The following is a 24,196-nucleotide window of genomic DNA, read 5'->3' as shown; positions in this document are numbered from 1 at the left end:
TTCACATCGACACAACCACTACACTGATCGCCATGGAGGACGAGGTCGATCGGCTGGTCGCAGCGTGGCGCCGGGAGCGCCCGGACCTCGACGTGGAGCCGCTGGAAGTGCTCAGCCGGGTGAGCAGGCTGGCCCGGCATCTGGACCGCGCACGCCGCCTGGCGTTTTCCGAACACGGCCTGGAGCCCTGGGAGTTCGACGTCCTCACGGCGCTGAGGCGGGCCGGTGCTCCCTATCAGCTCTCCCCCGGCCAGTTGCTGACGCAGACCCTGGTGACGTCCGGCACGATGACGAACCGTATCGACCGGCTGGCGAAGAAGGGCCTGGTGGAGCGCCTCCCCGACCCCAGTGACCGCCGGGGCGTGCTGGTGCGGCTGACCGACGAGGGGCGGGACCGCGCGGACCAGGCGCTGGCCGGACTCCTCGACCAGGAGCGAGCGATCCTGGCGGAGCTCAGCAGCGCGCAGCGCGGTGAACTGGCCGGACTGCTACGCCAGTTGACCGCCCCGTTCGACAACATCCCCGGCTAGGTCGACGGGACCGACCCCGGCGCGGCGCGCGAGCGCCACGGCGGCGAGCGTGGAGTGGACGCCCAGCTTCCCCAGCACGTTCTGCATATGCGTACGCACGGTGTGCGGGGACAGGAACAGGCGCTCGGCGACGGCCTTGCGCCCCAGGCCCGCGACCATGCACCGCAACACCTCGCGCTCGCGCGGCGTGAGGGACTCGACGAGCTGCTCGCTCTCGGTGCGGTGCTTGCGGGCGGCGGTCAGCTCGCGCAGCACGCCCGTGAGCAGGGCGGGCGGCAGATGCGTCTCGTCCCGCAGCACGCCTCGTATGACCGTCAGCAGCCTCGACAGCGAGCAGTCCTTGGCGACCCAGCCCGAGGCTCCGGCCTGCAGGGCGAGGGCCGCCCGGCGCGGGTCGTCCTTCTCGGCGAGGACGACGATACGGACACCGGGCTGGCCCGAGCGGACGCCCGCGACCAGGGAGATGCCGTCGACCAGGCCTTCTTCGTTGTTGTCGTGCACGGGTACGGCCGGGCGGACGCCCGGCACGTTGCCGCCCAGATCGGCGTCGACGAGCAGCACGTCGAATCTGCGGCCTTCCGCCGCCGCCCGTTCCAGACAGCGCAGCGCGGCGGGGCCGCTGCCGGCTGCGGAGACGTCGACGTCGGGCTCGGCAGCCAGGGCTGCGGCGAGCGACTCGGCGAAGATGCGGTGGTCGTCGACGACCAGGACACGGATGCGAACCACTGAAACCCCCACTGGTCGGGGGACGACCGACGCAGGTACGGCGCCCGGAGTGTTCCGGGACCCCGAGGACCCCGGGACGGGGAGCCGCAGCCGCACGGCCGCCGCCGTGCTGGAACTGCTACCCCCACTCCGGGCGTCGTACCCGACTTCTCTCGCCCCCTGATCAACACCGGCCCCCACCGGTGCTGCTCATCAGGGTAAGGCCGGGCGGCAGGAGCGGAAGAGGATTTGCAGAACTGATTGTCCGGCACGTTTATGGTGAGGCGTATGTTTCGTATTGAGACAGGAGTCGACAAAGAGTTCAGCAAGTTGCTGCGTTCCCGTCTCCGGGACGCCAACACGGCGGCCTCTCCCGTACTCCGTGCTCTTCGCGGAACCCCTGACGAACGCGAGCTTCCGCTCCAGCTGTGGGCTCTGGACGAGCGGGACGAGCTCGCGGGCGGCCTGGTCGGCCACACCTGGGCGACCTGGCTGCACGTGACGTACCTCTGGGTCGACGAACCCCACCGCGGTACGGGCCTGGGCTCCCATCTGCTGTCCCGGGCCGAACACCTGGCCCGGACGGAACACGGCTGCCGCGCCGCCCGCCTGGAGACGTGGGACTTCCAGGCCCCGGAGTTCTACAAGAAGCGGGGCTACGAGGTGGTGTGCGTGATCCCCGACTATCCGCCGGGGGTTACGGAGTACACGCTGACGAAGCGCTTGGGGTGAGCGAAGGCTCGGGAGCTGTTACTCAGAGCCTTCGTCGGTCGCCCTCTTCGCCAGTTCCTCGACGTCGACCGGCGGTGCCATGGGCCTCAGCCACAGCCACACCAGGAAGAACAAGCCGAGGGCGAGCATCCCCAATCCCGTCCAGAGGTTGATGTTCACGCCCTCCGCCTTGTCCAGGTCCGCGTCCGAGACCGTGAAGCCGGCGATGGTGACGATGAGTCCGTAGATCACGAAGAGGCCGCCGATGATGCGGCGGATGTCGAAGAGGCGGGCGGCCGTCGCGGACTTTCGCTCCAGTTCCTCGACCTCGTGCCGGTACTCGTAATCGCTCATCTTGTCTTTCCTCAGCTTCGCTCAGAAGGAGAAGGGGACGTAGCAGACCGCGGCCAGGATGATCGCTCCCCAGCCCAACAGGGCGGGCTTGCGGTACCAGGCCTCGTCGCCCGCCGCGGGCGGCTCGTCCATGCCGGGGGAACGTGTGCCGTACACCAGGCCCTGGAGCTCCGCTTCCGGCTTCGGTGCAGTGAAGAGCGTGACCGCGAACATCACCACCGCGCCGGCGACGAAACCGGCGATCGCCGAGACGAAGTTGGCGCCCTGGTCGGAGGGGATGTCGATGACGCCCTGCTTGTAGATCACGAAGTAGTTGATCATCGCTGCCGTGGTGCCCACGAGCAGTCCCCAGAACCCGGACTTCATGGACGCCCGCTTCCAGAACAGGCCGATGATGAAGACCACGAACATCGGCACGTTGAAGAAGGAGAACAGCGTCTGCAGGTAGCTCATGATGTTGGAGAACGACGACGCCAGGAACGCGGTGCCGATCGAGGCGAGTACGCCGATCGCGGTGATCAGTCGGCCGAAGCGCAGGTAGTACGTGTCCTCGCGGCCCTTGACCACGTACTTCGCCCAGATGTCGGACGTGAAGACCGTGTTGAAGGAGGAGATGTTGGCCGCCATGCCCGCCATGAACGCCGCCAGCAGACCGGTCACCGCGATCCCGAGCACGCCGTTGGGCAGCAGCTGCTCCATCAGATAGGGGATCGCGTCGTTGTAGGTGAGGCCGGAGTCGGGCGTACCGATGTTCGGGACGAGGGCGGCGGCGATCAGGCCCGGAGTCATCACCACGAAGACGATGAAGATCTTCGGGAACGCGGCGATCAGCGGCGTCCGCTTGCCCGCGCTGAGGTTCTTCGCCGACAGGGCGCGCTGCACCTCGGCGAAGTTGGTCGTCCAGTAGCCGAAGGACAGGACGAAGCCGAGGCCAAGCACGATGGTCAGCCAGTTCGCGCCGAGCGGATTGTCGTTGCCGATGCCCGTACCGCCCCACGCCGTGACGAAGTCGGCGCTGTGGCTCTGGGTGAGCGAGTCGGTCAGTCCGTCCCAGCCGCCGACCTTCTTCAGGCCCAGGAGAGTGAGGGGGATGAGCGCGGCGAGGATGACGAAGAACTGGAGCACTTCGTTGTAGATCGCCGAGGACAGGCCGCCGACGGTGATGTACGCGAGGACGAAGAAGCCGGCGACGACGATGGACACCCACTCCGGCCAGCCGAGCAGCGCCTCGACGACGATCGCGAGGGCGTAGAGGTTGACGCCCGCGATGAGGATCGCGGCGAAGGCGAACAGGACCGAGCTCAGCAGATGCGCCGACTTGTCGAAGCGCAGCAGCAGGAACTCCGGTACCGAGCGCACCTTCGACCCGTAGTAGAAGGGCATCATCACCAGGCCGAGGAAGACCATGGCGGGGATGGCGCCGACCCAGTACCAGTGCACGGTGTACGCGCCGTACTGTGCGCCGTTCGCGGCCATGCCCAGGATCTCGGTGGCGCCCAGGTTGGCCGCGACGAACGCGAGACCCGTGACCCAGGCGGGCAGGGAGCGCCCGGAGAGAAAGAAGTCGAGGCTGGTCTTCACCGAGCGGCGGGCGGCGAAGCCGATGCCTAAGACGACGACGAAGTAGATCGCCAGGATCGTGTAGTCGAGCCAGTTGGTCGGGAGCCGGAGTTCTTGAGCCAGATGTGTGGGGGGCAGATTTGTGGGGGTCTGCATGAGAACTCGCTTCGTTGCGTGCACAGATCAGAGCGGAAGCTACGCCGCCGGCTTCAGGAACTGAACAGCCCTCATGGGGATCTTTGTTTGATTGTGATGTTGACCGGCGTGGATACTTGTGGTTTGTTGTGTTCAGTTCTGTTTGATGGGTGGCCTAGGGAGCCCGACAGTGAAGAAGACCTCGACCCGGCTGGCCGACGGTCGCGAGCTGATCTACTACGACGCGCGTGACGATGCGGTCCGCGACGCGGTCGACCGCCGACCGCTCGACCCGACCGTCACCACGTCGGAGGTCCGCCGCGACCCGCTGCTCGGCGACTCGGTCGCGATCGCCTCGCACCGCCAGGGCCGCACCTACCACCCGCCGGCGAACGAATGCCCCCTGTGCCCGTCCGAGGGTGACCGTCTCAGCGAGATACCGGACTCCTCGTACGACGTCGCCGTCTTCGAGAACCGTTTCCCCTCCCTCGCCGGCGACTCGGGTCGCTGCGAGGTCGTCTGCTTCACCTCCGACCACGACGCGTCCTTCGCGGATCTGACGGAGGAACAGGCAGGGCTTGTCCTGGAGGCCTGGACCGACCGCACCGCCGAGCTGTCCCATCTGCCCTCCGTCGAGCAGGTCTTCTGCTTCGAGAACCGCGGCGCCGAGATCGGTGTGACGCTCGGGCATCCGCACGGCCAGATCTACGCCTACCCCTTCACCACCCCTCGTACGGCCCTGATGCTGCGCTCACTCGCCGCGCACAAGGAGGCGACCGACGGGGAGAACCTCTTCGACGACGTGGTCGCCCGCGAACTGTCCGACGGCGACCGGATCGTGCTGGACACCGAGCACTGGGTGGCCTTCGTGCCGTACGCGGCGCACTGGCCGTACGAGGTGCACCTGTACCCGAAGCGGCGGGTGCCCGACCTGCTGGGGCTCGACGAGGACGCCCGCACGGAATTCCCCAAGGTGTATCTGGAACTCTTGAGGCGCTTCGACCGGATCTTCGATGGGCGGGATGGAGGGAAAGAAGGCGCGGGTGAGCCTCCGACGCCGTACATCGCCGCCTGGCACCAGGCGCCGTTCGGCACGCTGGAGGAGTTCGAGGGAGTCAGCCGTGACGACTTCGCGCTCCACCTGGAGCTTTTCACCATTCGCCGTACTTCCGGCAAGCTGAAGTTTCTCGCGGGTTCCGAATCCGGCATGAACGTGTTCATCAACGACGTGCCGCCGGAGACCGCGGCCCAGCGACTGCGAGAGGTAGCGAGTTCATGAGTGGGAAGTACCTGGTCACCGGCGGTGCGGGCTATGTCGGCAGCGTGGTCGCGCAGCATCTGCTGGAGGCGGGCCACGAGGTCGTCGTCCTCGACAACCTCTCGACCGGCTTCCGCGAGGGCGTGCCCACCGGTGCTTCCTTCATCGAGGGCGATATCCGGGACGCCGCCAAGTGGCTGGACTCCTCCTTCGACGCCGTGCTGCACTTCGCCGCGTTCTCGCAGGTCGGCGAGTCAGTGGTGAAGCCGGAGAAGTACTGGGAGAACAACGTCGGCGGCACGATGGCCCTGCTGGAGGCCATGCGCTCGACGGGCGTCCGCAAGCTTGTCTTCTCCTCCACCGCCGCCACGTACGGCGAGCCGGAGGAAACCCCCATCGTCGAGTCGGCACCGACGTCACCGACGAACCCGTACGGCGCCTCGAAGCTGGCCGTCGACCACATGATCACCGGCGAGGCGGCGGCGCACGGCCTCGGCGCGGTGTCGCTGCGTTACTTCAACGTGGCGGGCGCGTACGGCAGTTGCGGCGAGCGGCACGACCCCGAGTCGCACCTCATCCCGCTGGTCCTCCAGGTCGCCCAGGGCAGGCGCGACGCCATCTCCGTCTTCGGCGACGACTACCCGACGCCGGACGGCACGTGCATCCGCGACTACATCCACGTCGCGGATCTGGCGGAGGCCCACCTGCTGGCCCTCACAGCCGCCAAGCCCGGCGAGCACCTGATCTGCAACCTCGGCAACGGCAACGGCTTCTCGGTCCGCGAGGTCATCGAGACGGTGCGCCAGGTCACCGGGCACCCGATTCCCGAGGTGGCGGCGCCGCGCCGCGGCGGCGACCCGGCGGTGCTGGTGGCCTCGGCGCGGACGGCCCGTGAGCGGCTCGGCTGGAACCCGTCCCGCGCGGATCTCGCGGGGATCGTGGCGGACGCTTGGGTGTTCGCGCAGAACGTGTCGAAGGAGCGCTAGGTGGGCGTACGGGAAGGCTTCGAGGAGCTGTACGGGGCGGCCCCCGAGGGCGTGTGGGCGGCGCCGGGCCGGGTCAACCTGATCGGCGAGTACACGGACTTCAACGAGGGTTTCGTGATGCCCCTCGCGCTGCCGCACACGGCGGTGGCGGCGGTCTCGCGCCGCGACGACGGCGTGCTGCGGCTGCACTCGGCCGACATCGAGGGCCCGGTCGTCGAACTGCACGTGGACGAGCTCGTGCCGCGGACGAACACGAGCTGGGCGGCGTATCCGGCGGGTGTGGTGTGGGTCCTGCGCGAGGCAGGCCACACGGTGACGGGCGCGGACATCCACCTCGGCTCGACGGTGCCGACGGGCGCGGGCCTGTCCTCCTCGGCCGCACTGGAGGTCGTGACGGCCCTCGCCCTCAACGACCTGTTCGAACTCGGCCTTACGGGAGCGGAGTTGGCCCGCGTCTCCCAGCGCGCGGAGAACGACTTCGTCGGCGTCCCCTGCGGCATCATGGACCAGACGGCGTCCGCCTGCTGCACCGAGGGCCACGCCCTCCACCTCGACTGCCGCGACCTCTCCATCCGCCAGGTCCCCTTCGGCCTGCCCGCCCACGGCCTTCAGCTCCTGGTCGTCGACACCCGCGTCAAGCACGCCCTGGGCGACGGCGAGTACGCGGAACGCCGGGAGGGCTGCGAGGAGGGCGCGCGCATCCTGGGCGTCTCACACCTGCGGGACGTGGCGTACGGCGACCTCGACACGGCCCTGTCCCGCCTGTCCGACGAACGCGTACGCCGCTACGTACGCCACGTCGTCTCGGACGACCACCGCGTGGAGCAGGTCATCGCCCTGCTGGACGCGGGCGACGTACGAGCCATCGGCCCCGTCCTCACCGACGGCCACGCCTCCCTGCGGGACGACCTCCGCATCTCCTGCCCCGAGCTGGACCTGGTCGTCTCGGCGGCGAACGAGGCCGGTGCGCTGGGCGCCCGCATGACAGGCGGCGGCTTCGGCGGCTCGGCGATCGTGCTGGTCGAGGACGAGGACGCGGACACGGTCACGAAGGCGGTGGAGGAGGCCTTCGCGGGGGCGGGGTTCACGGCTCCGCGGGTGTTTCCGGCGGTGCCTTCGGCTGGGGCGCGGCGGGTGGGTTGAGCTCGGGGGATTTCTCCCCCGCCGCCCCTATCCGTCCCATGCCCGGGGCCGAACCCGGAACTGTGGCCTGTCAGACGCGGCTCCCGCAGTCGCTCTGGCGCGGGCTCACTTGATGAAGACCGCGCGCGCAATGTCATCCGGGGCGGCGCTCGTCTCGGCGATCAGCTCTCCGTCGGCGGACCAGATGCCCGAACGGCCGGACGTGCGCTTGAAGCCGCCACCGGTCGGGCCCGCGAAGGCCGCCGTGGCGACCCACACGCCGTGGTCCGCGGCGGCCCGGCGGGCGCGCTCGCCGTGAACCTCAGCCTCGCGATCGGCGTGGACAACCCCAGCTACATAGCCGTCGATGCCCAGCGCGGCCGTCTTCGCGGCGTGCTCGGGGATACCGGTGTCGCGGCAGATGGCGAGCCCCAGCCGCCACCCGTCCACTTCGATCACGGCAGGCTCGCCGGGCACGAAGTGAACGGCCTCGCTGCCGTGCAGGCAGACCTTCCCATAGGCCACGCGCGCGCCGCTTCCGTCCACAGCCAGGATGCCGATGCGCGGACCCGGCACAGGCGCGCCGACCAGGGCGAGCGTCCCGGTCTCGGCGCACGCGGCGATGATCGGAGCCAGCCGTTCGTCGTCCTGGGAGACCGGCGCTGCGTCCAACTCGTATCCTGTCAGCGACATCTCGGGGAACACCACCACCCGCGCGTCCGCCGCCCGAACGGCCTCCGCGTGGGCCACCGCGTTGGCCGTCACGTCGTGAGCCGCGCACCTCGGCTGCGCCACCGCGATGCTCAACGGCTGCCCCACCCTGAACTCCCCTCGTCGCCTCCACGGCGTTCCGTCGTGCTCGGGGTCTGCGGCCGTCGCCTCAGGCTCGGTCGTCGTCGAACAGATCGGCCGCGTCGGTGACGTCGTAGGCACGCTCCACCCAGATCTGGAGCTGGTCGGGGTCCGTGCAACTGCGCACCCGTTCCCGGACGGAGGCCGGTACCTCGATGTGACGCCGGTCCAGGGTGCGGAGGATGCCCGCAATCCGCTCTTCCACCCGACCCTCTTCTCGCAGCTTCACGGCGACCGGGTTCTTGAAGAAGTAGTTCACCGGCATCATCAGCTCCTTCCAGATCTTCTTCGCCTGCGTATCGACCAGGCCTGACTCGACGAGCTCCGCGAACATGGACGCGCTGTCGGGATCCACGGTCTCCAGAACCGCTGCGAGTGGTCCCAGTATCGCAGCGGCATCCGGCCCTTTACCATGCGTGATCGCCGAGAACACCGCGAGAGTGACGTCCCGCGCCGCCACCGTCTCGTCCGCGATCACCGGCACGTCGTCCGGCCCGAGGACGAGCGGCCACTTCGCACCAGGGTCGGCGACCGTGTCGCCGCACGGGCTCAGCTCGCGCGTATTCTGGAACTGTCCGAGACAGAACACATCACCGTTCGCGTGATCCCCTTCGATCTGGACGGCTTCGCAGGCGCCTGGAACACCATGATGTTGGCGGGCGGCGCCGTGCCCAAGCTGGACACAGCGGTGCGCGATACACCCCACGGCACGGCCTTCATCGACTCCGAAGCCCAACTCGGCGCCTCTCGAACACTTTTCCGTAAAATGGAGGCTGCGTCACTCGATCTCCAACGGTCGCGTGACTTCATCCATCGCTTGGCCAAGGAACTGTGAGGCGCACCGATGACCACCCTCGCCAACTGGCAGAAGTCTTCCTTCTCCGGCGGTGCCGACGGCAACAATTGCCTGGAACTGGCCACCACCGGCCCCCGGTCGATCCACCTCCGCGAAAGCGACGACCCCACCACCCAATTCACCACCGCCCCCACCACCCTCGCCCATCTCCTCCAAGGCATACGCTCCGGCACCCTCAGTCCGGCGGCTCCGGAAGCCGTTCGCTGACCGGGCCCGCCCGGTCCAGGAGCCCCGTGCGCGCCGCCAGCGCCGCCGCCTCCAGCCTCGACCCCACGCCCAGCTTCATCAGCACCCGCTGTACGTGCGTACGGGCCGTGCTCGGTGCGATCCCCATACCGGCCGCGATCAGCCGCGTGTCCTCGCCCTCCGCGACCCGGACCAGGACCTCGACCTCCCGCGGCGTGAGCATCTGCAACAGCCGCTGGCCCTCGTCGTCCGGCTGGGCAGCCGGGTTGAGGAGTTCGCTGAAGGCGCCCTGGAGCAGTTGCGGGGCCACCGCCGCCTCTCCCGCGCGGGCCTTCATGATGGCGCGCTCCACGCCCTCGATGCGCTCGTCGTGCCGTACGTAGCCCGAGGCGCCGGCGGCGAAGGCGGCGGCGATGCCGCGGGGATTCGGTACCGGGCCGAGGACCAGCACGGCCACCTGCGGGCGCTCGCGCTTGATCTTCACCACCGGGTCGAAGATGCCCGGCTCGGCGGGTGTTGCCGTGCCGAGCAGGCACACCTCAGGTGCCCTGGTGATCACCAGCTCCGCCGCGCCCGCGGCGGGCGCCGCCGCGGCGAGCACGCGGTGTCCGCGCAGCTTCAGTGCCGAGGCCAACGCCTCGGCGAGCAGACGGTGGTCATCGACCACCATGAGCCGCACACCCATCGAGCCCAACCCCCCAGTTCCCCCAGGTCCCCAACTGGTCCCCCATGGACAGGAGCCCCCCGGCTCTCCATCCCCCGGAAGCTACACGCTTGTTCGACGTTGCGCTTCCCCTACCGGTGAGAAGTGCCCCGGATTGCCAAAATTCCTCGCATTCGTGAGCGAGCGAGGAAACGACCGAGGACAAGCGTAGGCCCCGTCCCTGAGCAGGGACGGGGCCTTGATCCACGTAGGGACGCCTTGATCGTCGTACGACCGGAAACGGCCGCCTTCCGATCGCCGTACGCCCTACTGCGCGCCGAATCCGATCGTCGTGTACTTCTCCCCGTCCAAGGAGGACGAGGGCTTGCTGATCAGGTCCCGGCCCATGAAGAGGCGGCCGTTCGTGTAGAGCAGCTCGGACGACTTCGGGACCATGCTGCTGATCGCGTTGCGGACCTGCTTGGTGGCCGGGGTCACCAGGAGCGTGGTCTGCTCGAAGCTGCCGCCGTCGATCGAGACGATCTCGGAACCCTTGTCGTAGGGGCCCTGCTTGTACGCGATGATGTCGCCGCCGTCCATCCGGACCGGGAACATCTCGTAGCCGTCACCGGCGTCGGCGCGGTCGCCCGCCGTCTTGCCGGTGGCCAGCGAGAAGGAGATCACCTCGTTGGTGCGGCTGAACTCCTTGGTCCCGTCGTGCTGCTTCGTCGGGACGTAGAGCTTGTCGTTGCCGACGACGATCCCCTTGCAGTCGTGGATCTTGCCGACACCGCAGTCGTGCTCGTACCGTCCGTCCTCCAGCGTGATCTTCGTCCGCAGCTTGCCGCTCTCGTCGAGTGAGAAGACGTCCGTGGCACCCGACGAGGTGATCTCATCGGAGTCCAGACCGATCACGACCGGCTTGGTGGAGATCACCTTGGCGTTGTCGATGCCGTCGGCGAGCTTGTACGTCCACTGGACGCTGCCGTCCTTGGGGTTGAGCAGCTGGACCTCGAGCTTCTCCTCGCCGTACTCACCGCACTTGCGCACGGCGACCAGCTGCTCGCCGCCGCGATAACCGAGGTCCTCGCACGATTCGACCTTCGGCTGCCACAGGGCCTTGCCGGTCGTGAGGTCGAAGCCCGCGCCGCCGTCGAGTCCTGCGCCCACCGCGACCGTGGTGCCGGTGATGCTGGCTTCCTCGAACTTGGCCTTCTCGCTGCCGTCGCCCACGGACTTGGTCCAGAGCTTCTTGCCGGTGTTCAGGTTGAAGGCCGTGACCTCGGTGCACCCGGGGTACTCGTTGGTCTTGCTGCGCTTGGACCCCTCGGAGATCACCACGGTCACACCGTCCTTGGTGACCTCGGGAGAGGCCGCGCAGGTGTGACCCGCCAGCGGCATCGTCCAGGTTTCCTTGCCGGTGGCCGGGTCGTAGCCGATGACCTCGCTGAGGCCCGACTTGGCGTACACCTTGTCCGTCAGCCAGGAACCACCCACGCTCCAGACCTCGTCGTCGGGCACCGCGGGCTGGGGTACCTGGAAGAGGACCTTGGCGCTGGTGCTGGACGGCACCTTCTCCGAGCCGCCTCCGTCGACGGCCTCCTCGCCCTTGTCGTCGCCCTTGCCGCCGGTGCCGCCGGACGTACCCGAGGCGTCGTTCTTGTCGTCGCCTCCGGTCGAGGACGCGTACCAGACGCCCACGCCCACGATGAGGCCGATGGCCAGGACGGCCGCGACGATGATCATCAGCTGGGCGTTGAGCTTGCGTCCGCCGCCCGGCGCCTGCGGCTGGAGCGGCATCGTCGAGGGCTGCGGGTAGCCGTACTGGGGCTGCTGACCCGGGTAGCCGTAACCGGGCTGGCCCGGGGGCTGGGTCTGCGGGTATCCGTACGGCTGGGGCGGGGCCGTCGGGGGCGGGGTCCCGGGTGCCTGTGGGGACTGCTGTGGGTAGCCGTAGCCGGGGTTCGGCGGGGTGCCCTGCGGCGGGTTGCCCTGCGGCGGGGTCGGCGCACCGAATCCGCCCGGCGGCGGGCTCTGCGGGGCGCCGAATCCGCCCGGCGGCGGATCCTGGGGAGCCCCGAAACCGTTCGGCGGCGGGTCCTGCGGGGCTCCGAAACCACCGGGCGGCGGACTCTGCGGAGCCCCGAAACCACCCGGTGGCGGGTCCTGGGGTGCGCCTGAACCGCCTTCCTGCGGCGGCTGGTTGGGCGGTGGGGGCGGCGGCTGGCTCATGACGGTTTACCTCGGAAAGCTCGGAGAAGAAAGGGAGTGGGGGGCGGGACGAGGGCGGTCACTTGCCGTAGGCCAGCATCAGCTTTTCCTGCGCCTCGTCGCGACCCGTCAGCCGGGCCGTGGAGATGTAGAAGCGCCCGTCCACGTAGTCCACGTCCTTCGAGTAGAAGCCGCTCTCGATGTCCGCGGTGCCCTGCGGGTTCTGCAGCAGCTTCTTCGGCGTGTGAGAGCCGTCCCCCGTCGGGATGGACACGATCCGGCCGCCCGAGTCGTACGACGGCTGGACGTACGCGAGAAGGTTCGTGCCGTCCATCTTCAGCGGCTGCATGCTCTCTTCCACCGGGGACTTGGTGCGCCACTTCTCCTTGCCGGTCGCCAGGTTGATCGCGACGATCTCGTTGGCGCCGGTCTTCGCGTCGGTCGGCAGGTAGAGGGTGTCCTTGTCGGCCGCGACGCCCTGACAGCCCTGCAGATCACGCGAGAGGATCGCCCAGCCGCACTCGGGCGCGAAGGACTCGTCGATGTCGACCTGCGCGGTCACCTGACCGTTGTTCAGCGTGGAGATGTTCCACTGCTTCTTGTCCTCGTTGGTGAGGTACATGACGACGGGGTCGGTGGAGTACGCACGCGCGGCCTGCCAGCCCTTGGGAACCTTCCAGGTCCACTTGGCCTTGCCGGTCGCCGGGTCGAGTTCCTGCACCTCGTCGTGCTGGTTGTCGCTGCCGGCCGCGCAGGACGAGACGGAGATCAGCTTGCTGCCGCCCGCGAAGGCCGCCGGGAAGCAGGCCGCGCCGTACCTCTTCTTGTCCCACAGCTTGTCGCCGGTCGAGACGTCGTAACCGATGCCCGACTGCCCGCGGCCGACCACCAACGTGTCGCCGGTGACGGTCAGTCCGAGCTGGAGCATGCTGTCGAAGAGTTCGCCCTCCGGGATCTCCTCGGTCCAGCCCTGCTTGCCGGTGTCGAGGTCGATCTCCATCAGCTGGTTGCAGTCGGCGGTGTCCTTGGTGCCCGCCTTGTACGCGATGACGATCTTGTCGTCGGCCGTCTTCTCCGGGGTGACCGAGCAGATCTCCTGCGGCAGCGTGATCTCGGGCCAGGCCGGCTTGCCGTCACTGACGTTGTAGGCGAAGACCTGCTTGTACGCGGCCTTCACGGCGGTCTTGTCGGTGATCCACATACCGGGGGCGTCCGCGCCGGAACCGGGCGCGTCGGGCCCCTCCTTGTACCAGAGCACCTTCGATTCGCCCGCCTGGCGGCCCGCGTTGAGGTCCTCGGTGTCCTTGCCGCCTCCGCCGTCACCGTCGCCGGGGTTGATCGGGTCCTCGCCCGGGGTGGGGTTGGCGTCGCCACTCTTCTTGGCGTCAGGCTTCTTGTCGCCGTCGTCGCCGCTGGAGACCGCGTACACGGTGGCGCCGATGACGAGGGCGGCGGCCAGCGCGGCTCCGATGATGATGGCGGGCTTGCCCTTGAAGGGGTTGCGCGAGCCGCCGCCCGGCGGGGTGCCGGGCGGGCCTGGGAACTGGGGCTGCTGCGGGTAGCCGTAGCCGGGCTGGCCGTAGGGGCCGGGCTGCTGAGGCTGTCCGTACGGGCCGGGCTGCGGGGCGTACGGTCCCGGCTGGGCGTACGGTCCTGGCTGCTGGCCGTACGGACCCGGCTGGTTGTACGGGCCGGGCTGCTGGGGGTAGCCGTAACCAGGCTGTTGGGCGGGCGGGGCCCCCGGGGCTCCGCCCTGCTGCGGCGCCTGTGGCGTGCCCTGCGGAGGCGGCGGCGCCTGCGGAGGCTGCGCGGGCGGCGGAGGCGTTCCCTGGCCCGGAGGGTTCTGCCCGCCCGGATCCTGTGGAGCTCCGAACCCGCCCTGTGGCGGCTGGTTGGGCGGCTGGGACATCAGCGCGTTCCCCCTTCATCACTGATTTTTAGCCACGCCTAGAAGTACGCAGTGAACACGGAGTTGTACTCAGCGTCGTACTCAGACAGTTCAGACGGTTCTCAGACGGCCCTTTCTATCACCATGTCCCGCTCGAACTCAGGGCCGGTCCAACCCCTGTTCCCAAGGGAGGACCGGCCCGTGATGACCCCGTTACGCTCCTTCACGCCACCTTCACGCGTCGTCTGCGAGCTCCAGCCAACGCGTCTCCAACTCCTCGCGCTCGGTGGCCAGTTCGCGCAGGCCGGCGTCCAGTTCGGCCACCTTTCCGAAGTCCGTGGCGTTCGCGGCGATTTGGTCGTGCAGCTTCTTCTCGTTCTGGGAGAGCTTGTCCAACTGCCGCTCGATCCTCTGGAGTTCCTTCTTGGCGGCGCGGGCGTCGGCGGCGGAGATGCCGGGCTTCTCTGCGGGGGGCGCCACGGGGGTCCGGGCGGCCACGGCCTCCTCCATCCTGTGCCGCCGCTCCAGGTATTCGTCGATCCCGCGCGGCAGCATCCGCAGCGTCGCGTCGCCGAGCAGCGCGAACACCCGGTCCGTGGTCCGCTCGATGAAGAACCGGTCGTGGGAGATCACGACCATCGAGCCGGGCCAGCCGTCGAGGACGTCCTCGAGCTGGGTGAGGGTCTCGATGTCGAGGTCGTTGGTGGGCTCGTCGAGGAAGAGGACGTTCGGCTCGTCCATGAGCAGCCGCAGGAGCTGGAGCCGGCGGCGCTCACCACCGCTCAGGTCACCGACCGGCGTCCACTGCTTCTCCTTGTTGAAGCCGAAGGTCTCGCAGAGCTGACCGGCCGTCATCTCGCGTCCCTTGCCGAGGTCGACGCGGTCGCGGACCTGCTGCACGGCCTGCAACACCCTGAGGGCCGGGTCGAGTTCGGAGACCTCCTGCGAGAGGTAGGCGAGCTTCACGGTCTTGCCGACCACAACCCGTCCGCCTTCGGGCTGCCGCTCGCCCCCGCTGTACGCCGCGTCGGCCAGCGCCCGCAGCAGGGAGGTCTTGCCCGCGCCGTTCACCCCGACGAGGCCGATACGGTCGCCGGGGCCGAGCTGCCACGTCACATGCTTCAGCAGCACCTTCGGGCCGGCCTGCACGGTCACGTTCTCGAGGTCGAAGACGGTCTTGCCGAGCCGGGTGGACGCGAACTTCATCAGCTCGCTGCTGTCGCGCGGCGGCGGTACGTCCGCGATCAGCTCGTTCGCGGCCTCGACGCGGAAGCGCGGCTTGGACGTACGGGCCGGGGCGCCGCGGCGCAGCCAGGCCAGCTCCTTCCTGACCAGGTTCTGCCGCTTGACCTCCTCTGTGGCCGCGATGCGCTCACGCTCGGCGCGCGCGAAGACGTAGTCGGAGTAGCCGCCCTCATACTCGTACACATCGCCCTTCTGCACGTCCCACATCCGCGTGCAGACCTGGTCGAGGAACCACCGGTCGTGGGTGACGCACACGAGCGCGGACCGCCGCTCCCGCAGATGCTTCGCCAGCCAGGCGATCCCCTCCACGTCCAGGTGGTTGGTGGGCTCGTCGAGGATGATCAGGTCCTGCTCGGCGATCAGCAGCTTGGCCAGCGCGATGCGGCGCCGCTCGCCGCCGGAGAGCGGACCGATGACGGTGTCGAGACCCTGCGGGAACCCGGGCAGATCCAGCCCGCCGAACAGTCCGGTGAGTACGTCCCTGATCTTGGCGTTGCCCGCCCACTCATGGTCGGCCATGTCCCGGATGACCTCGTGCCGGACAGTGGCCTCCGGGTCGAGGGAGTCGTGCTGGGTGAGCACACCGACGTGCAGACCGCCGGAGTGCGTGACGCGCCCGGTGTCGGCCTCCTCCAGCTTGGCGAGCATCCGGATCAGCGTGGTCTTGCCGTCACCGTTGCGCCCGACGACGCCGATCCTGTCTCCCTCGGACACTCCGAGCGAGACGCCGTCGAGCAGGGCACGGGTGCCGTACACCTTGCTGACGTTCTCGACATTGACCAGGTTGACGGCCATTTCTCTCCTGACGCGGGGATCGATCAGCCTTCCAGCCTAGGCCCTCCGGGCGAGGGGCCGGGGCGTGCAGGGATCGTCACTCTTTGTGATGACGCGTTCCGGAAGCTCAGAGCACCGTCGCGCCGGGCGCGGGTGAGGGCGCGAGCCGGGCGGCGCGGCATGTGCCCGAGGCGAGCAGCGCCTCGGCGACCTTCGTCGCTGACGGCGCGTCCCGGGTCAGGAACGCCGCCGTCGGGCCCGAGCCGGAGACCAGGGCGGCGAGGGCACCGGCCGCCGTGCCAGCGGCAAGGGTGTCGGCCAGCGACGGGCACAGGGACAGGGCCGCGGGCTGGAGGTCGTTGGAGAGGGCGGCTGCGAGGGCGGTCGGGTCGCCCTTCGCGAGGGCGTCGAGGAGGGGCTGGGACGCGAGTGGTTCGGGAACCTCGACGCCTTCGGTGAGGCGGTCGAACTCCGCGTACACCGCCGGGGTCGAAAGGCCGCCGTCGGCCACGGCGAAGACCCAGTGGAAGGTGCCGCCGACTTCCAGCGGGCGCAACTGTTCGCCCCGGCCCGTGCCGAGCGCGGCCCCGCCGACCAGGCTGAACGGTACGTCGCTGCCCAACTCGGCGCAGATCTCGAGGAGTTCGGGCCGGGGGGCGTTCGTACCCCAGAGGACATCGCAGGCCAGGAGTGCGCCGGCGGCGTCGGCGGAGCCGCCTGCCATACCGCCGGCGACCGGAATGTCCTTGGTGATGTGGATGTGCACGTCGGGGACGAAGCCATGGCGGGCAGCCAGCTTCCGGGCCGCGCGGGCCGCCAGGTTCGTGTGGTCCAGGGGCACTTGGTCCGCATCCGGCCCGTCGCACGTGATGCGCAGCTCGTCCGCCGCCGTCACCGTGACCTCGTCGTACAGGCCGACCGCCAGGAAGACGTTCGCCAGGTCGTGGAAGCCGTCGGGGCGGGCGGCGCCCACGGCCAGCTGGACGTTGACCTTCGCCGGGACACGTACCGTCACGCTCACTGCTCTCCGCGCTCCTTGTTCTCCGCCGGCCTGTTCTCCGCGTTGCCGGTCGGCCGGTTCTCCGCGATGCGGGCGAACTCCTCCACCGTCAGGGCCTCGCCCCGTGCCTGCGGCGATACACCCGCCGCGACCAGGGCGGACTCCGCTGCCGCCGCCGACCCCGCCCAGCCGGCGAGCGCGGCCCGCAGGGTCTTGCGCCGCTGGGCGAAGGCGGCGTCGACCACAGCGAAGACCTCGCGCCTCGAAGCCGTCGTCTTGAGGGGCTCGGTACGGCGGACGAGGGAGACGAGCCCGCTGTCCACGTTCGGGGCGGGCCAGAAGACGGTGCGGCCGATGGCACCGGCTCGCTTGACTTCGGCGTACCAGTTGGCCTTCACCGACGGCACGCCGTAGACCTTCGAACCGGGTGCCGCGGCCAGCCGGTCGGCGACCTCCGACTGCACCATCACGAGCGTGCGCTCGATGGTGGGGAAGGTCTCGAGCATGTGCAGCAGCACGGGGACGGCGACGTTGTAGGGGAGGTTCGCGACGAGCGCGGTCGGCGGGGGGCCGGGCAGCTCGGCCACGTGCATCGCGTCGGAGTGCACCAGCGCGAAGCGGTCTGCGCGATCCGGCATACGCGCTGCGACGGTGGCGGGAAGCGCGCCGGCCAGTACGTCGTCGATCTCGACGGCGACGACCCGGTCCGCCACCTCCAGCAGGGCCAGGGTGAGGGAGCCCAGGCCCGGGCCCACCTCGACGACCACGTCCTCTGGGCGGACGTCCGCGGTGCGGACGATGCGGCGGACCGTGTTGGCGTCGATGACGAAGTTCTGTCCGCGCTGCTTGGTGGGGCGTACGCCGAGGGCGGCCGCGAGTTCGCGGATGTCGGCGGGGCCCAGGAGGGCGTCGGGGGTGTTGCTCACGGTGGCCAGCGTACGGCGCGGTGGGCGGGGGTTCTTTCCCCTACCCCGCCCCTTCCCGAAACTGGGGGCTGCGCCCCCAGGCCCCCGCCAGGAGGTGGAGGTGACAGTCGTGTCGCGGCTGCCAGTGCGTCGTGGCTGGTCGCGCCCACGCGGCGGAGCCGCAAATCGACACAGCCCCGCGCCCCTGAATCGCCAAAGCCTGCGACTCCCCCGGGCCGGAAAATCCCGCACCCCCAACTGCCCACGGCCCCGCAGCCGCGACACGACGTGTCACCACCCACCCCCTTGCGGGGGTCTGGGGCGCAGCCCCCAGTTTCGGGAAGGGGCGGGGCTGGGGAAAGAAACGCCTGCCCCAGCCCACCGCAAGTTCACGTATGCAGCCGCCCCCCGCAGTGCGGCCAAGGACTCGCCCCTCGGCGTACGTACAGCTTCTTCGCCCGATACGTCTGCTCCGCCGCCGACGCGTCCTGCGGCCGCCCGGTACCGCCGAGGCTCTGCCAGGTCCGAGTGTCGAACTGGTAGAGGCCGCCGTACGTGCCGGAGGGGTCCACCGCCCCAGGCCGGCCCCCGGATTCGCAGGCCGCGAGCGCGCTCCAGTTGAGGTCGTCGACATCGGCGGGAGCCGCCGGCAGGGGCTTGGTGCCGATCTTCACGAGCTGGGTGCGGGGTTCGTGGACCACCTCGGAGTCGAGCGGGCGCGGCTTGGAGCGGACGCCGTTGACCGTGCGGTGGGCGTAGGTGACGCGCCGCATGCCGGGCTGCCCAGCCTGCTCGACGACCTCGGTGCCCCGGAACAACGAGGCGTCCGGCGTCCGCCGCACCCCGAACGCGATGGGCTCCTCGCGGACCTCCTTCGTGCGCGTGATCCGCAGCACCGTCACCGTCTGCCCGTCGCGCGGAAAGCTCCCGGGCGGGACGGACGTGGTGTCCTGTCCGCGCAGGTTGATCCCGGCGCCCTCCACGGCCTCGCGGACGGTCGCGGCGTTCGTCCGGACCGTCCGAGCCCGCCCGTCCGCCATGACCGTCACGGTCCGCTCGGTCCGGACGTCGAGGGTCAGTCCCTCCAGTCCGATCCGTTTGGAGCGCGGGGCCGACACGTACGCGCCCTCCGCACGCACCCCGAGCTCCCTCAGCGCCCCGTCCACCGTGCGCGCCGTCGTCCACACCGTGCGCCGCCGGCCGTCGAGCGTGAGATGCAGGGGCCGTCCGTACCGTACGGCGATCTCGTCACCGCTGGTCAGCGGGGTTCCGGGAGCGGGCGCCACGATGTCGTGGGCACCCACCTCGACGCCCTCGTCGGCGAGCAGCTCGGTCACGTCGTCCGCGAAGGTGTGCAGCGTGCGGGGCTTGCCGTCGACGGTCAGCTCGATCGCCTTGTCGTCGGCGACGAACGCGGTGGTACCGCCGGCCAGAAACGCGACGACCAGCGCCCGCGGCACCAGCCGGCGCACCGCCTGCGGCCGCTCTGCGGCCTTCTGGCGCCGCGCCGCCCGGCGCGCCTCGGCCCTGCCGCCGAAAGCACCGGGCAGCTCGATCGTGGGCGGAAGCGGGCGGGGCAGCTGGGGTTCGGTGGCGGCTTCGGGGTGGGTCTCGTAGGGGACCTCGTGCTGGGTCTCGTACGCGGGCCGGTACGTGTCCACGTAATCCCGCGGATCCTCAGCGGCGTACGGCTGATCGTTCGGCTGATCATTCTGCTGATCGTTCTCGTACGTCGGGCCATACGTCTCGTACTGCGAAATGCTCACGACGACACGCTCCAGGGGGTCCTCCGGATCGGGCGCGGAGAACCTAGCGGAGCGGCCGTCACTGTCCAAGGCGCCACGACTACGTTGCGTCGTCGCGACGGCTGATAATGCGCCTCCGTGGGCGTTATGCGTCAGTAGTCGAAGGCACGCTTCGTATTCGCCGCGAGGGCTGTCGCCAGCGCGTCCTCGTCCAGACCCCGTACGGCGGCCATCGCGCGGACCGTGACCGGAATGAGATACGGCGCGTTAGGCCGTCCGCGGTACGGCGCGGGGGTCAGGAAGGGCGCGTCCGTCTCGACGAGGACGAGTTCGAGGGGGGCCACGGCGAGGGCGTCGCGCAGGGGTTGGGCGTTCTTGAAGGTCATGTTCCCGGCGAAGGACATGAAGTAGCCGTTCTCGGCGCACAGTTCGGCCATCTCCGCGTCCCCGGAGTAGCAGTGGAAGACGGTGCGTTCTGGCGCGCCCTCCTCCTTGAGCACGCGTAGCACGTCGGCGTGGGCGTCGCGGTCGTGGATGACCAGGGTCTTGCCGTGCCGCTTGGCGATCTCGATATGGGCCCGGAAGGACCGCTCCTGGGCGGCCTTGCCCTCGGGTCCCGTACGGAAGTAGTCGAGCCCTGTCTCCCCGACGCCCTTGACCTGCGGGAGGCCCGCGAGCCGGTCGATCTCGGCGAGCGCCTCGTCCAGTGCGCCTTCTCCGCCGGGCTCGCGGGCGCCCTGCCGGGACCATCCGTCGGGGTCGCCGAGGACGATCCGGGGCGCCTCGTTGGGGTGCAACGCGACGGTCGCGTGCACGGCCTCGTACTCCGCGGCCGTCTCGGCCGCCCACCGCGAGCCCTTCAGGTCGCAGCCGACCTGCACCACCGTCGTCACACCGACCGCCGCGGCCTTCGCGAGCCCCTCCGCGACCGTGCCGGACTGCATGTCGAGGTGGGTGTGCGAGTCGGCGACGGGCACACGGAGGGGGTCCGGGAGGGGCGGGGCTTCGGCGTTGGAGGGCATGCCCCGATCCTACGAAGGGGCCCTCCCGCGCCTCACCCCGCCTTGCGGTGATGGAACGGGTGGAGCAGATCGGACAGGTGCCAGTGGTGGCGTTCCCTGGGCTCCGCGGACCCCGTGGACTCCGCCTCGGGTTGCTCCGCCTGGTGAGGCACTGAGCGGGAGCGGCGCGGGTGCAGGGAGTTCAGCGCCGAGGACACCTGCCCCGGGCGCATGATCCGTACGACATGACCGTCGCAGTTCTGGCAGGTGGGCCGGCTCAACGGCGACGGCACCACCTGGCCATCGGCCACGTACGTCACGAACTCGGTGCCCTCGGCGTCGAGGTGATGCTCGATCGCGTACGACTGCTCCCAGCCGTGCCCGCACCGCATACAGGCGAACGAATACGACTCGTGCACGACGGCCATCTCACTCATGCCAGCTCCTAGGTCCGCTGGTCTGACGCCTCCGGGGGAGCGGAGGCGGGGGACGGGTGCGTCCCGTCACCAGTGGACTCTTCTGACGGAGCAAGTGCATGGAACCTGTCAACTATTGAAGCCGACTTGGCAGTTCTTTGTCCGAGGGCCCCGAATAGCGGGGCTGAGCTTTGCCTGCGCGGGGGGCACCATTTACCGCGCCCCGTCAGGGGCGCGGGGAACTGCGCGAGGAACCACACACGGCCCGCACCCCGCGCGATGCAGCAACCCTCACACGATGCAGCAACCCTCAATGGCGCTACCCGGAACGCCCGGTCTCAAGGCGCGGAGTGCTTTGAAGCCACCACGGCATCGAAAACCTCCCGCTTGGGGCGCCCCGCCTCCGCGGCGACGGAGGCGATGGCCTCCTTACGCCGCTCCCCCGCCTCCTCCCGCACCCGCACTCGGCGCACGAGCTCCGCCGCGTCCACGTCCTCGGCACCCTTCTCCGGCGCCCCTTCCACGACAACGGTGATCTCCCCGCGAACACCCTCCGCGGCCCAAGCCGCAAGCTCCCCCAGCGGCCCCCGCCTGACCTCCTCGTACGTCTTGGTCAGCTCCCGGCACACGGCGGCCCGCCGCTCGGCGCCGAACACCTCCGCCATCGCGGCGAGCGTGTCGTCGACCCGGTGCGGCGACTCGAAGTACACAAGCGTGCGCCGCTCCCCCGCGACCTCCCGCAGCCGGGACAGCCGCTCGCCCGCCTTCCGAGGCAGGAACCCCTCGAAGCAGAACCTGTCGACAGGCAGCCCGGACAGCGCGAGCGCGGTGAGCACGGCGGACGGTCCGGGCACGGCGGTCACCCGGATGTCCTTCTCCACCGCCGCCGCGACCAGCCGGTAGCCGGGGTCGGACACCGACGGCATCCCCGCGTCGGTCACCAGCAGCACGCGCGCCCCGCCGGCCAGGGCCTCGACGAGTTCGGGCGTACGGGCCGACTCGTTGCCCTCGAAGTACGACACGACCCGTCCGGCGGGCTGCACGCCCAGTGCCTGGGTCAGTCGGCGCAGCCGCCGGGTGTCCTCTGCGGCTATCACATCGGCGGCCGTCAGCTCCTGGGCCAGCCGGGGCGGTGCGTCCGCGACGTCCCCGATGGGAGTGCCTGCGAGTACAAGGGTTCCTGTCACGGTTCCATCCTCGCAGGGCCGATAAAGGGGACTCGCACAGAAGGGTTCCCTACGATGGCGCGGTGACCAGTACCGCGTCCCACACGGACACCCGGCAGGCAGAGGGCGTCGAAGAGCGGCAGCCGTCGTGGCAGCTGCGGCTTCGCCGGTTCGGCTACACGCGCCGGGCCAGAAGCGACGTCCGTGACCGTCTGGTGCCCGCGTACGCGCAGCCCAGCCCGCGTCTGTGGGCGGCTTTCGGGCTGTCGAAGCCGGCCGCCACGCTCTTGGTGCGCTGGTCGGCATGGGTGGGCCCTTTGCTGATCACATTGCTGGCGGGCCTGACGCGGTTCTGGAACCTGGGCAGCCCGAAGGCGGTGATATTCGACGAGACGTACTACGCGAAGGACGCCTGGGCGCTCCTCCACCGCGGCTACGAGGTCAACTGGGCCAAGGACGCCAACGAGCTGATCCTGAAGAACAACGGCGACGTCCCGATCCCGTCGGAGGCCGCGTACGTCGTCCATCCCCCGGTCGGCAAATACATGATCGGGCTCGGCGAGTGGCTGTTCGGGTTCACGCCCTTCGGCTGGCGGTTCATGACGGCCGTGCTCGGCACGCTGTCCGTGCTGATGCTGTGCCGGATCGGCCGCCGGCTGTTCCGCTCGACGTTCCTCGGCTGCCTCGCGGGCGCCCTCATGGCCGTCGACGGGCTGCACTTCGTGATGAGCCGCACGGCGCTGCTCGACCAGGTGGTGATGTTCTTCGTCCTCGCGGCCTTCGGCTGCCTGGTCATCGACCGGGACAGGACGCGCGAACGCCTGGCCGCCGCGCTGCCGCCGGACGAGGACGGAGTCGTACGCCCGGACGCGCACACGGCGGAACACACCCGACTGGGTCTGCGCCCCTGGCGCTGGGCGGCAGGCCTGATGCTCGGCCTCGCCATCGGCACCAAGTGGAACGGTCTGTACGTCCTGGTCGCGTTCTGCCTGATGACGGTCCTGTGGGACGTCGGCTCGCGCAGGGTCGCGGGCGCCCGGCACCCGTACAAGGCGGTGCTCAAGCGCGACACGGGCCTGGCGTTCGTGGCGACCGTGCCGGTGGCGATCGTCACGTATCTCGCCTCCTGGACCGGCTGGATCCTGTCCCCCTCCGACGGCACCGGCGGCTACTTCCGGAACTGGGCGGCCACCGAGGGCAAGGGCGGCAGCTGGACGTTCCTGCCCGACTGGCTGCGCAGCCTGTGGCACTACGAGCACCAGGTGTACGAGTTCCATGTCGGCCTCACCTCGGCGCACACCTACCAGTCGAACCCGTGGAGCTGGATCGTCACCGGCCGCCCGGTCTCGTACTTCTACGAGTCCCCGAAGCCCGGCAAGGACGGCTGCCCCGTCGACGCGGGCGAGAAATGCGCCCGCGAGGTCCTCGCCCTCGGCACGCCCCTGCTGTGGTGGGCCGCGGGCTTCGCGATCCTCTATGTGCTGTGGCGCTGGTTCTTCCGCCGCGACTGGCGCGCGGGCGCCATCGCCTGCGGTATCGCGGCCGGCTATCTGCCCTGGTTCATGTACCAGGAGCGCACGATCTTCTTCTTCTACGCGATCGTCTTCCTGCCCTTCCTCTGCCTGGCCCTGGCGATGATGATCGGCGCGATCCTGGGCCCGCCGGGTTCGACCGAACGCCGCCGCGTGGCGGGCGCGGCGACGGCGGGCGTTCTGGTTCTCCTGATCGCGTGGAACTTCATCTATTTCTGGCCGATCTACACCGGCCAGGCCATCCCGATAGACACCTGGCGTTCACGGATGTGGCTGGATACCTGGGTGTGAGGGCTGGCCTGAAAGCGGCCTGAGGGCGGTCTGAGGGCGGTCTGAGGGCGGGACCGAGAACCTGACGGCTACCGGCCACCCCGGTTTAACAATCACGGAACAGCAGCCACACCGGCCCCTCCTC

22 protein-coding genes and 1 pseudogene are annotated in these 24,196 nt (G+C 69.6%); 8 read left to right on the top strand and 15 right to left on the bottom strand.

The window, feature by feature from the left end:
* Nucleotides 1-32: 32 nt before the first annotated feature.
* Nucleotides 33-530, top strand: a complete 498-nt coding sequence (tamR, locus tag ABD357_RS33625) for a MarR family transcriptional regulator TamR (RefSeq protein WP_344394964.1) — start codon at nt 33-35, stop codon at nt 528-530.
* Here tamR and ABD357_RS33620 read toward each other — a convergent pair.
* The gene (locus ABD357_RS33620; RefSeq protein WP_344394962.1) at nt 489-1,256 is read right to left on the bottom strand and encodes a LuxR C-terminal-related transcriptional regulator; all 768 of its coding nucleotides are present in this window, start codon (nt 1,254-1,256) and stop codon (nt 489-491) included. The two genes, tamR and ABD357_RS33620, sit on opposite strands and share 42 nt — an antisense overlap.
* 267 nt (nt 1,257-1,523) lie before the next feature.
* On the opposite strand from ABD357_RS33620, the gene ABD357_RS33615 reads away from it, so the two are divergent.
* A complete protein-coding gene (locus ABD357_RS33615; RefSeq protein ID WP_344394960.1) occupies nt 1,524-1,967 on the top strand; it encodes a GNAT family N-acetyltransferase in 444 nt (147 codons plus the stop codon).
* 18 nt (nt 1,968-1,985) lie between these two features.
* Here the strand turns inward: ABD357_RS33615 and ABD357_RS33610 are convergent, their stop codons facing one another.
* Nucleotides 1,986-2,300: a hypothetical protein gene (locus tag ABD357_RS33610; RefSeq protein ID WP_344394958.1), complete on the bottom strand. Its 315-nt coding sequence runs from the start codon at nt 2,298-2,300 to the stop codon at nt 1,986-1,988.
* Nucleotides 2,301-2,321: 21 nt separating this feature from the next.
* Nucleotides 2,322-4,016, bottom strand: a complete 1,695-nt coding sequence (locus tag ABD357_RS33605) for a sodium:solute symporter family protein (RefSeq protein WP_344394956.1) — start codon at nt 4,014-4,016, stop codon at nt 2,322-2,324.
* A 169-nt stretch (nt 4,017-4,185) separates the two neighbouring features.
* Here ABD357_RS33605 and galT point away from each other — a divergent pair, with 169 nt between their 5' ends.
* Genes galT through galK form a run of 3 tightly spaced genes read left to right on the top strand, consistent with a single transcriptional unit; the run spans nt 4,186 to nt 7,382 of the window.
* The gene (gene galT / locus ABD357_RS33600) at nt 4,186-5,274 is read left to right on the top strand and encodes a galactose-1-phosphate uridylyltransferase (RefSeq protein WP_344394954.1); all 1,089 of its coding nucleotides are present in this window, start codon (nt 4,186-4,188) and stop codon (nt 5,272-5,274) included.
* Nucleotides 5,271-6,239: a UDP-glucose 4-epimerase GalE gene (gene galE, locus ABD357_RS33595; protein ID WP_344394952.1), complete on the top strand. Its 969-nt coding sequence runs from the start codon at nt 5,271-5,273 to the stop codon at nt 6,237-6,239. Before galT ends, galE begins: the two co-directional genes overlap by 4 nt.
* Entirely contained in the window at nt 6,240-7,382 is a 1,143-nt protein-coding gene (gene galK, locus ABD357_RS33590; protein ID WP_344394950.1) for a galactokinase, read from the top strand. It abuts the gene before it with no gap.
* A 105-nt stretch (nt 7,383-7,487) separates the two neighbouring features.
* Here the strand turns inward: galK and ABD357_RS33585 are convergent, their stop codons facing one another.
* A complete protein-coding gene (locus tag ABD357_RS33585) occupies nt 7,488-8,180 on the bottom strand; it encodes a carbon-nitrogen hydrolase family protein (RefSeq protein WP_344394948.1) in 693 nt (230 codons plus the stop codon).
* A 61-nt stretch (nt 8,181-8,241) separates the two neighbouring features.
* Nucleotides 8,242-8,802: a hypothetical protein gene (locus tag ABD357_RS45025; protein ID WP_486389236.1), complete on the bottom strand. Its 561-nt coding sequence runs from the start codon at nt 8,800-8,802 to the stop codon at nt 8,242-8,244.
* Between ABD357_RS45025 and ABD357_RS33575 the strand changes: the two are divergent.
* A pseudogene (locus tag ABD357_RS33575) lies at nt 8,716-9,048 on the top strand (Scr1 family TA system antitoxin-like transcriptional regulator); the annotation flags it as partial. The gene ABD357_RS45025 and the pseudogene ABD357_RS33575 overlap by 87 nt on opposite strands.
* A 9-nt stretch (nt 9,049-9,057) precedes the next feature.
* Nucleotides 9,058-9,276, top strand: a complete 219-nt coding sequence (locus tag ABD357_RS33570) for a DUF397 domain-containing protein (RefSeq protein ID WP_344394944.1) — start codon at nt 9,058-9,060, stop codon at nt 9,274-9,276.
* Here the strand turns inward: ABD357_RS33570 and ABD357_RS33565 are convergent.
* From ABD357_RS33565 to rsmI, 10 genes are all read right to left on the bottom strand, one after another.
* Entirely contained in the window at nt 9,245-9,940 is a 696-nt protein-coding gene (locus ABD357_RS33565; protein WP_344394942.1) for a helix-turn-helix transcriptional regulator, read from the bottom strand. The genes ABD357_RS33570 and ABD357_RS33565 overlap by 32 nt on opposite strands.
* Nucleotides 9,941-10,225: 285 nt before the next feature.
* On the bottom strand, nt 10,226-12,130 hold the full coding sequence (locus tag ABD357_RS33560) for an outer membrane protein assembly factor BamB family protein (protein WP_344394940.1): 1,905 nt from the start codon (nt 12,128-12,130) through the stop codon (nt 10,226-10,228).
* 58 nt (nt 12,131-12,188) lie between these two features.
* Entirely contained in the window at nt 12,189-14,018 is a 1,830-nt protein-coding gene (locus ABD357_RS33555) for an outer membrane protein assembly factor BamB family protein (protein ID WP_344394938.1), read from the bottom strand.
* Between the two features lie 213 nt (nt 14,019-14,231).
* Nucleotides 14,232-16,037 (bottom strand): ABC-F family ATP-binding cassette domain-containing protein, encoded by a 1,806-nt coding sequence (locus ABD357_RS33550; RefSeq protein WP_344394936.1) that lies wholly within the window; start codon nt 16,035-16,037, stop codon nt 14,232-14,234.
* A 106-nt stretch (nt 16,038-16,143) separates the two neighbouring features.
* Nucleotides 16,144-17,037 (bottom strand): 4-(cytidine 5'-diphospho)-2-C-methyl-D-erythritol kinase, encoded by an 894-nt coding sequence (locus ABD357_RS33545; RefSeq protein ID WP_344394934.1) that lies wholly within the window; start codon nt 17,035-17,037, stop codon nt 16,144-16,146.
* Nucleotides 17,034-17,942, bottom strand: coding sequence for a 16S rRNA (adenine(1518)-N(6)/adenine(1519)-N(6))-dimethyltransferase RsmA (rsmA, locus tag ABD357_RS33540; protein WP_425585112.1), 909 nt, complete (start codon nt 17,940-17,942; stop codon nt 17,034-17,036). Before rsmA ends, ABD357_RS33545 begins: the two co-directional genes overlap by 4 nt.
* 368 nt (nt 17,943-18,310) lie before the next feature.
* On the bottom strand, nt 18,311-19,687 hold the full coding sequence (locus tag ABD357_RS33535; RefSeq protein ID WP_344394932.1) for a resuscitation-promoting factor: 1,377 nt from the start codon (nt 19,685-19,687) through the stop codon (nt 18,311-18,313).
* A 131-nt stretch (nt 19,688-19,818) separates the two neighbouring features.
* Nucleotides 19,819-20,688: a TatD family hydrolase gene (locus ABD357_RS33530; RefSeq protein ID WP_344394930.1), complete on the bottom strand. Its 870-nt coding sequence runs from the start codon at nt 20,686-20,688 to the stop codon at nt 19,819-19,821.
* Nucleotides 20,689-20,720: 32 nt separating this feature from the next.
* A complete protein-coding gene (locus ABD357_RS33525; RefSeq protein WP_344394928.1) occupies nt 20,721-21,104 on the bottom strand; it encodes a hypothetical protein in 384 nt (127 codons plus the stop codon).
* A 317-nt stretch (nt 21,105-21,421) separates the two neighbouring features.
* A complete protein-coding gene (gene rsmI / locus ABD357_RS33520; RefSeq protein WP_344394926.1) occupies nt 21,422-22,270 on the bottom strand; it encodes a 16S rRNA (cytidine(1402)-2'-O)-methyltransferase in 849 nt (282 codons plus the stop codon).
* Between the two features lie 62 nt (nt 22,271-22,332).
* On the opposite strand from rsmI, the gene ABD357_RS33515 reads away from it, so the two are divergent.
* On the top strand, nt 22,333-24,072 hold the full coding sequence (locus ABD357_RS33515) for a dolichyl-phosphate-mannose--protein mannosyltransferase (protein ID WP_344394924.1): 1,740 nt from the start codon (nt 22,333-22,335) through the stop codon (nt 24,070-24,072).
* Nucleotides 24,073-24,196: the final 124 nt, after the last annotated feature.

Source organism: Streptomyces vastus (assembly GCF_039532825.1).
Lineage (GTDB): Bacteria > Actinomycetota > Actinomycetes > Streptomycetales > Streptomycetaceae > Streptomyces > Streptomyces vastus.
Note: the sequence above shows the minus strand (reverse complement) of the source record. Positions and strands in the feature narration are given on the sequence as shown.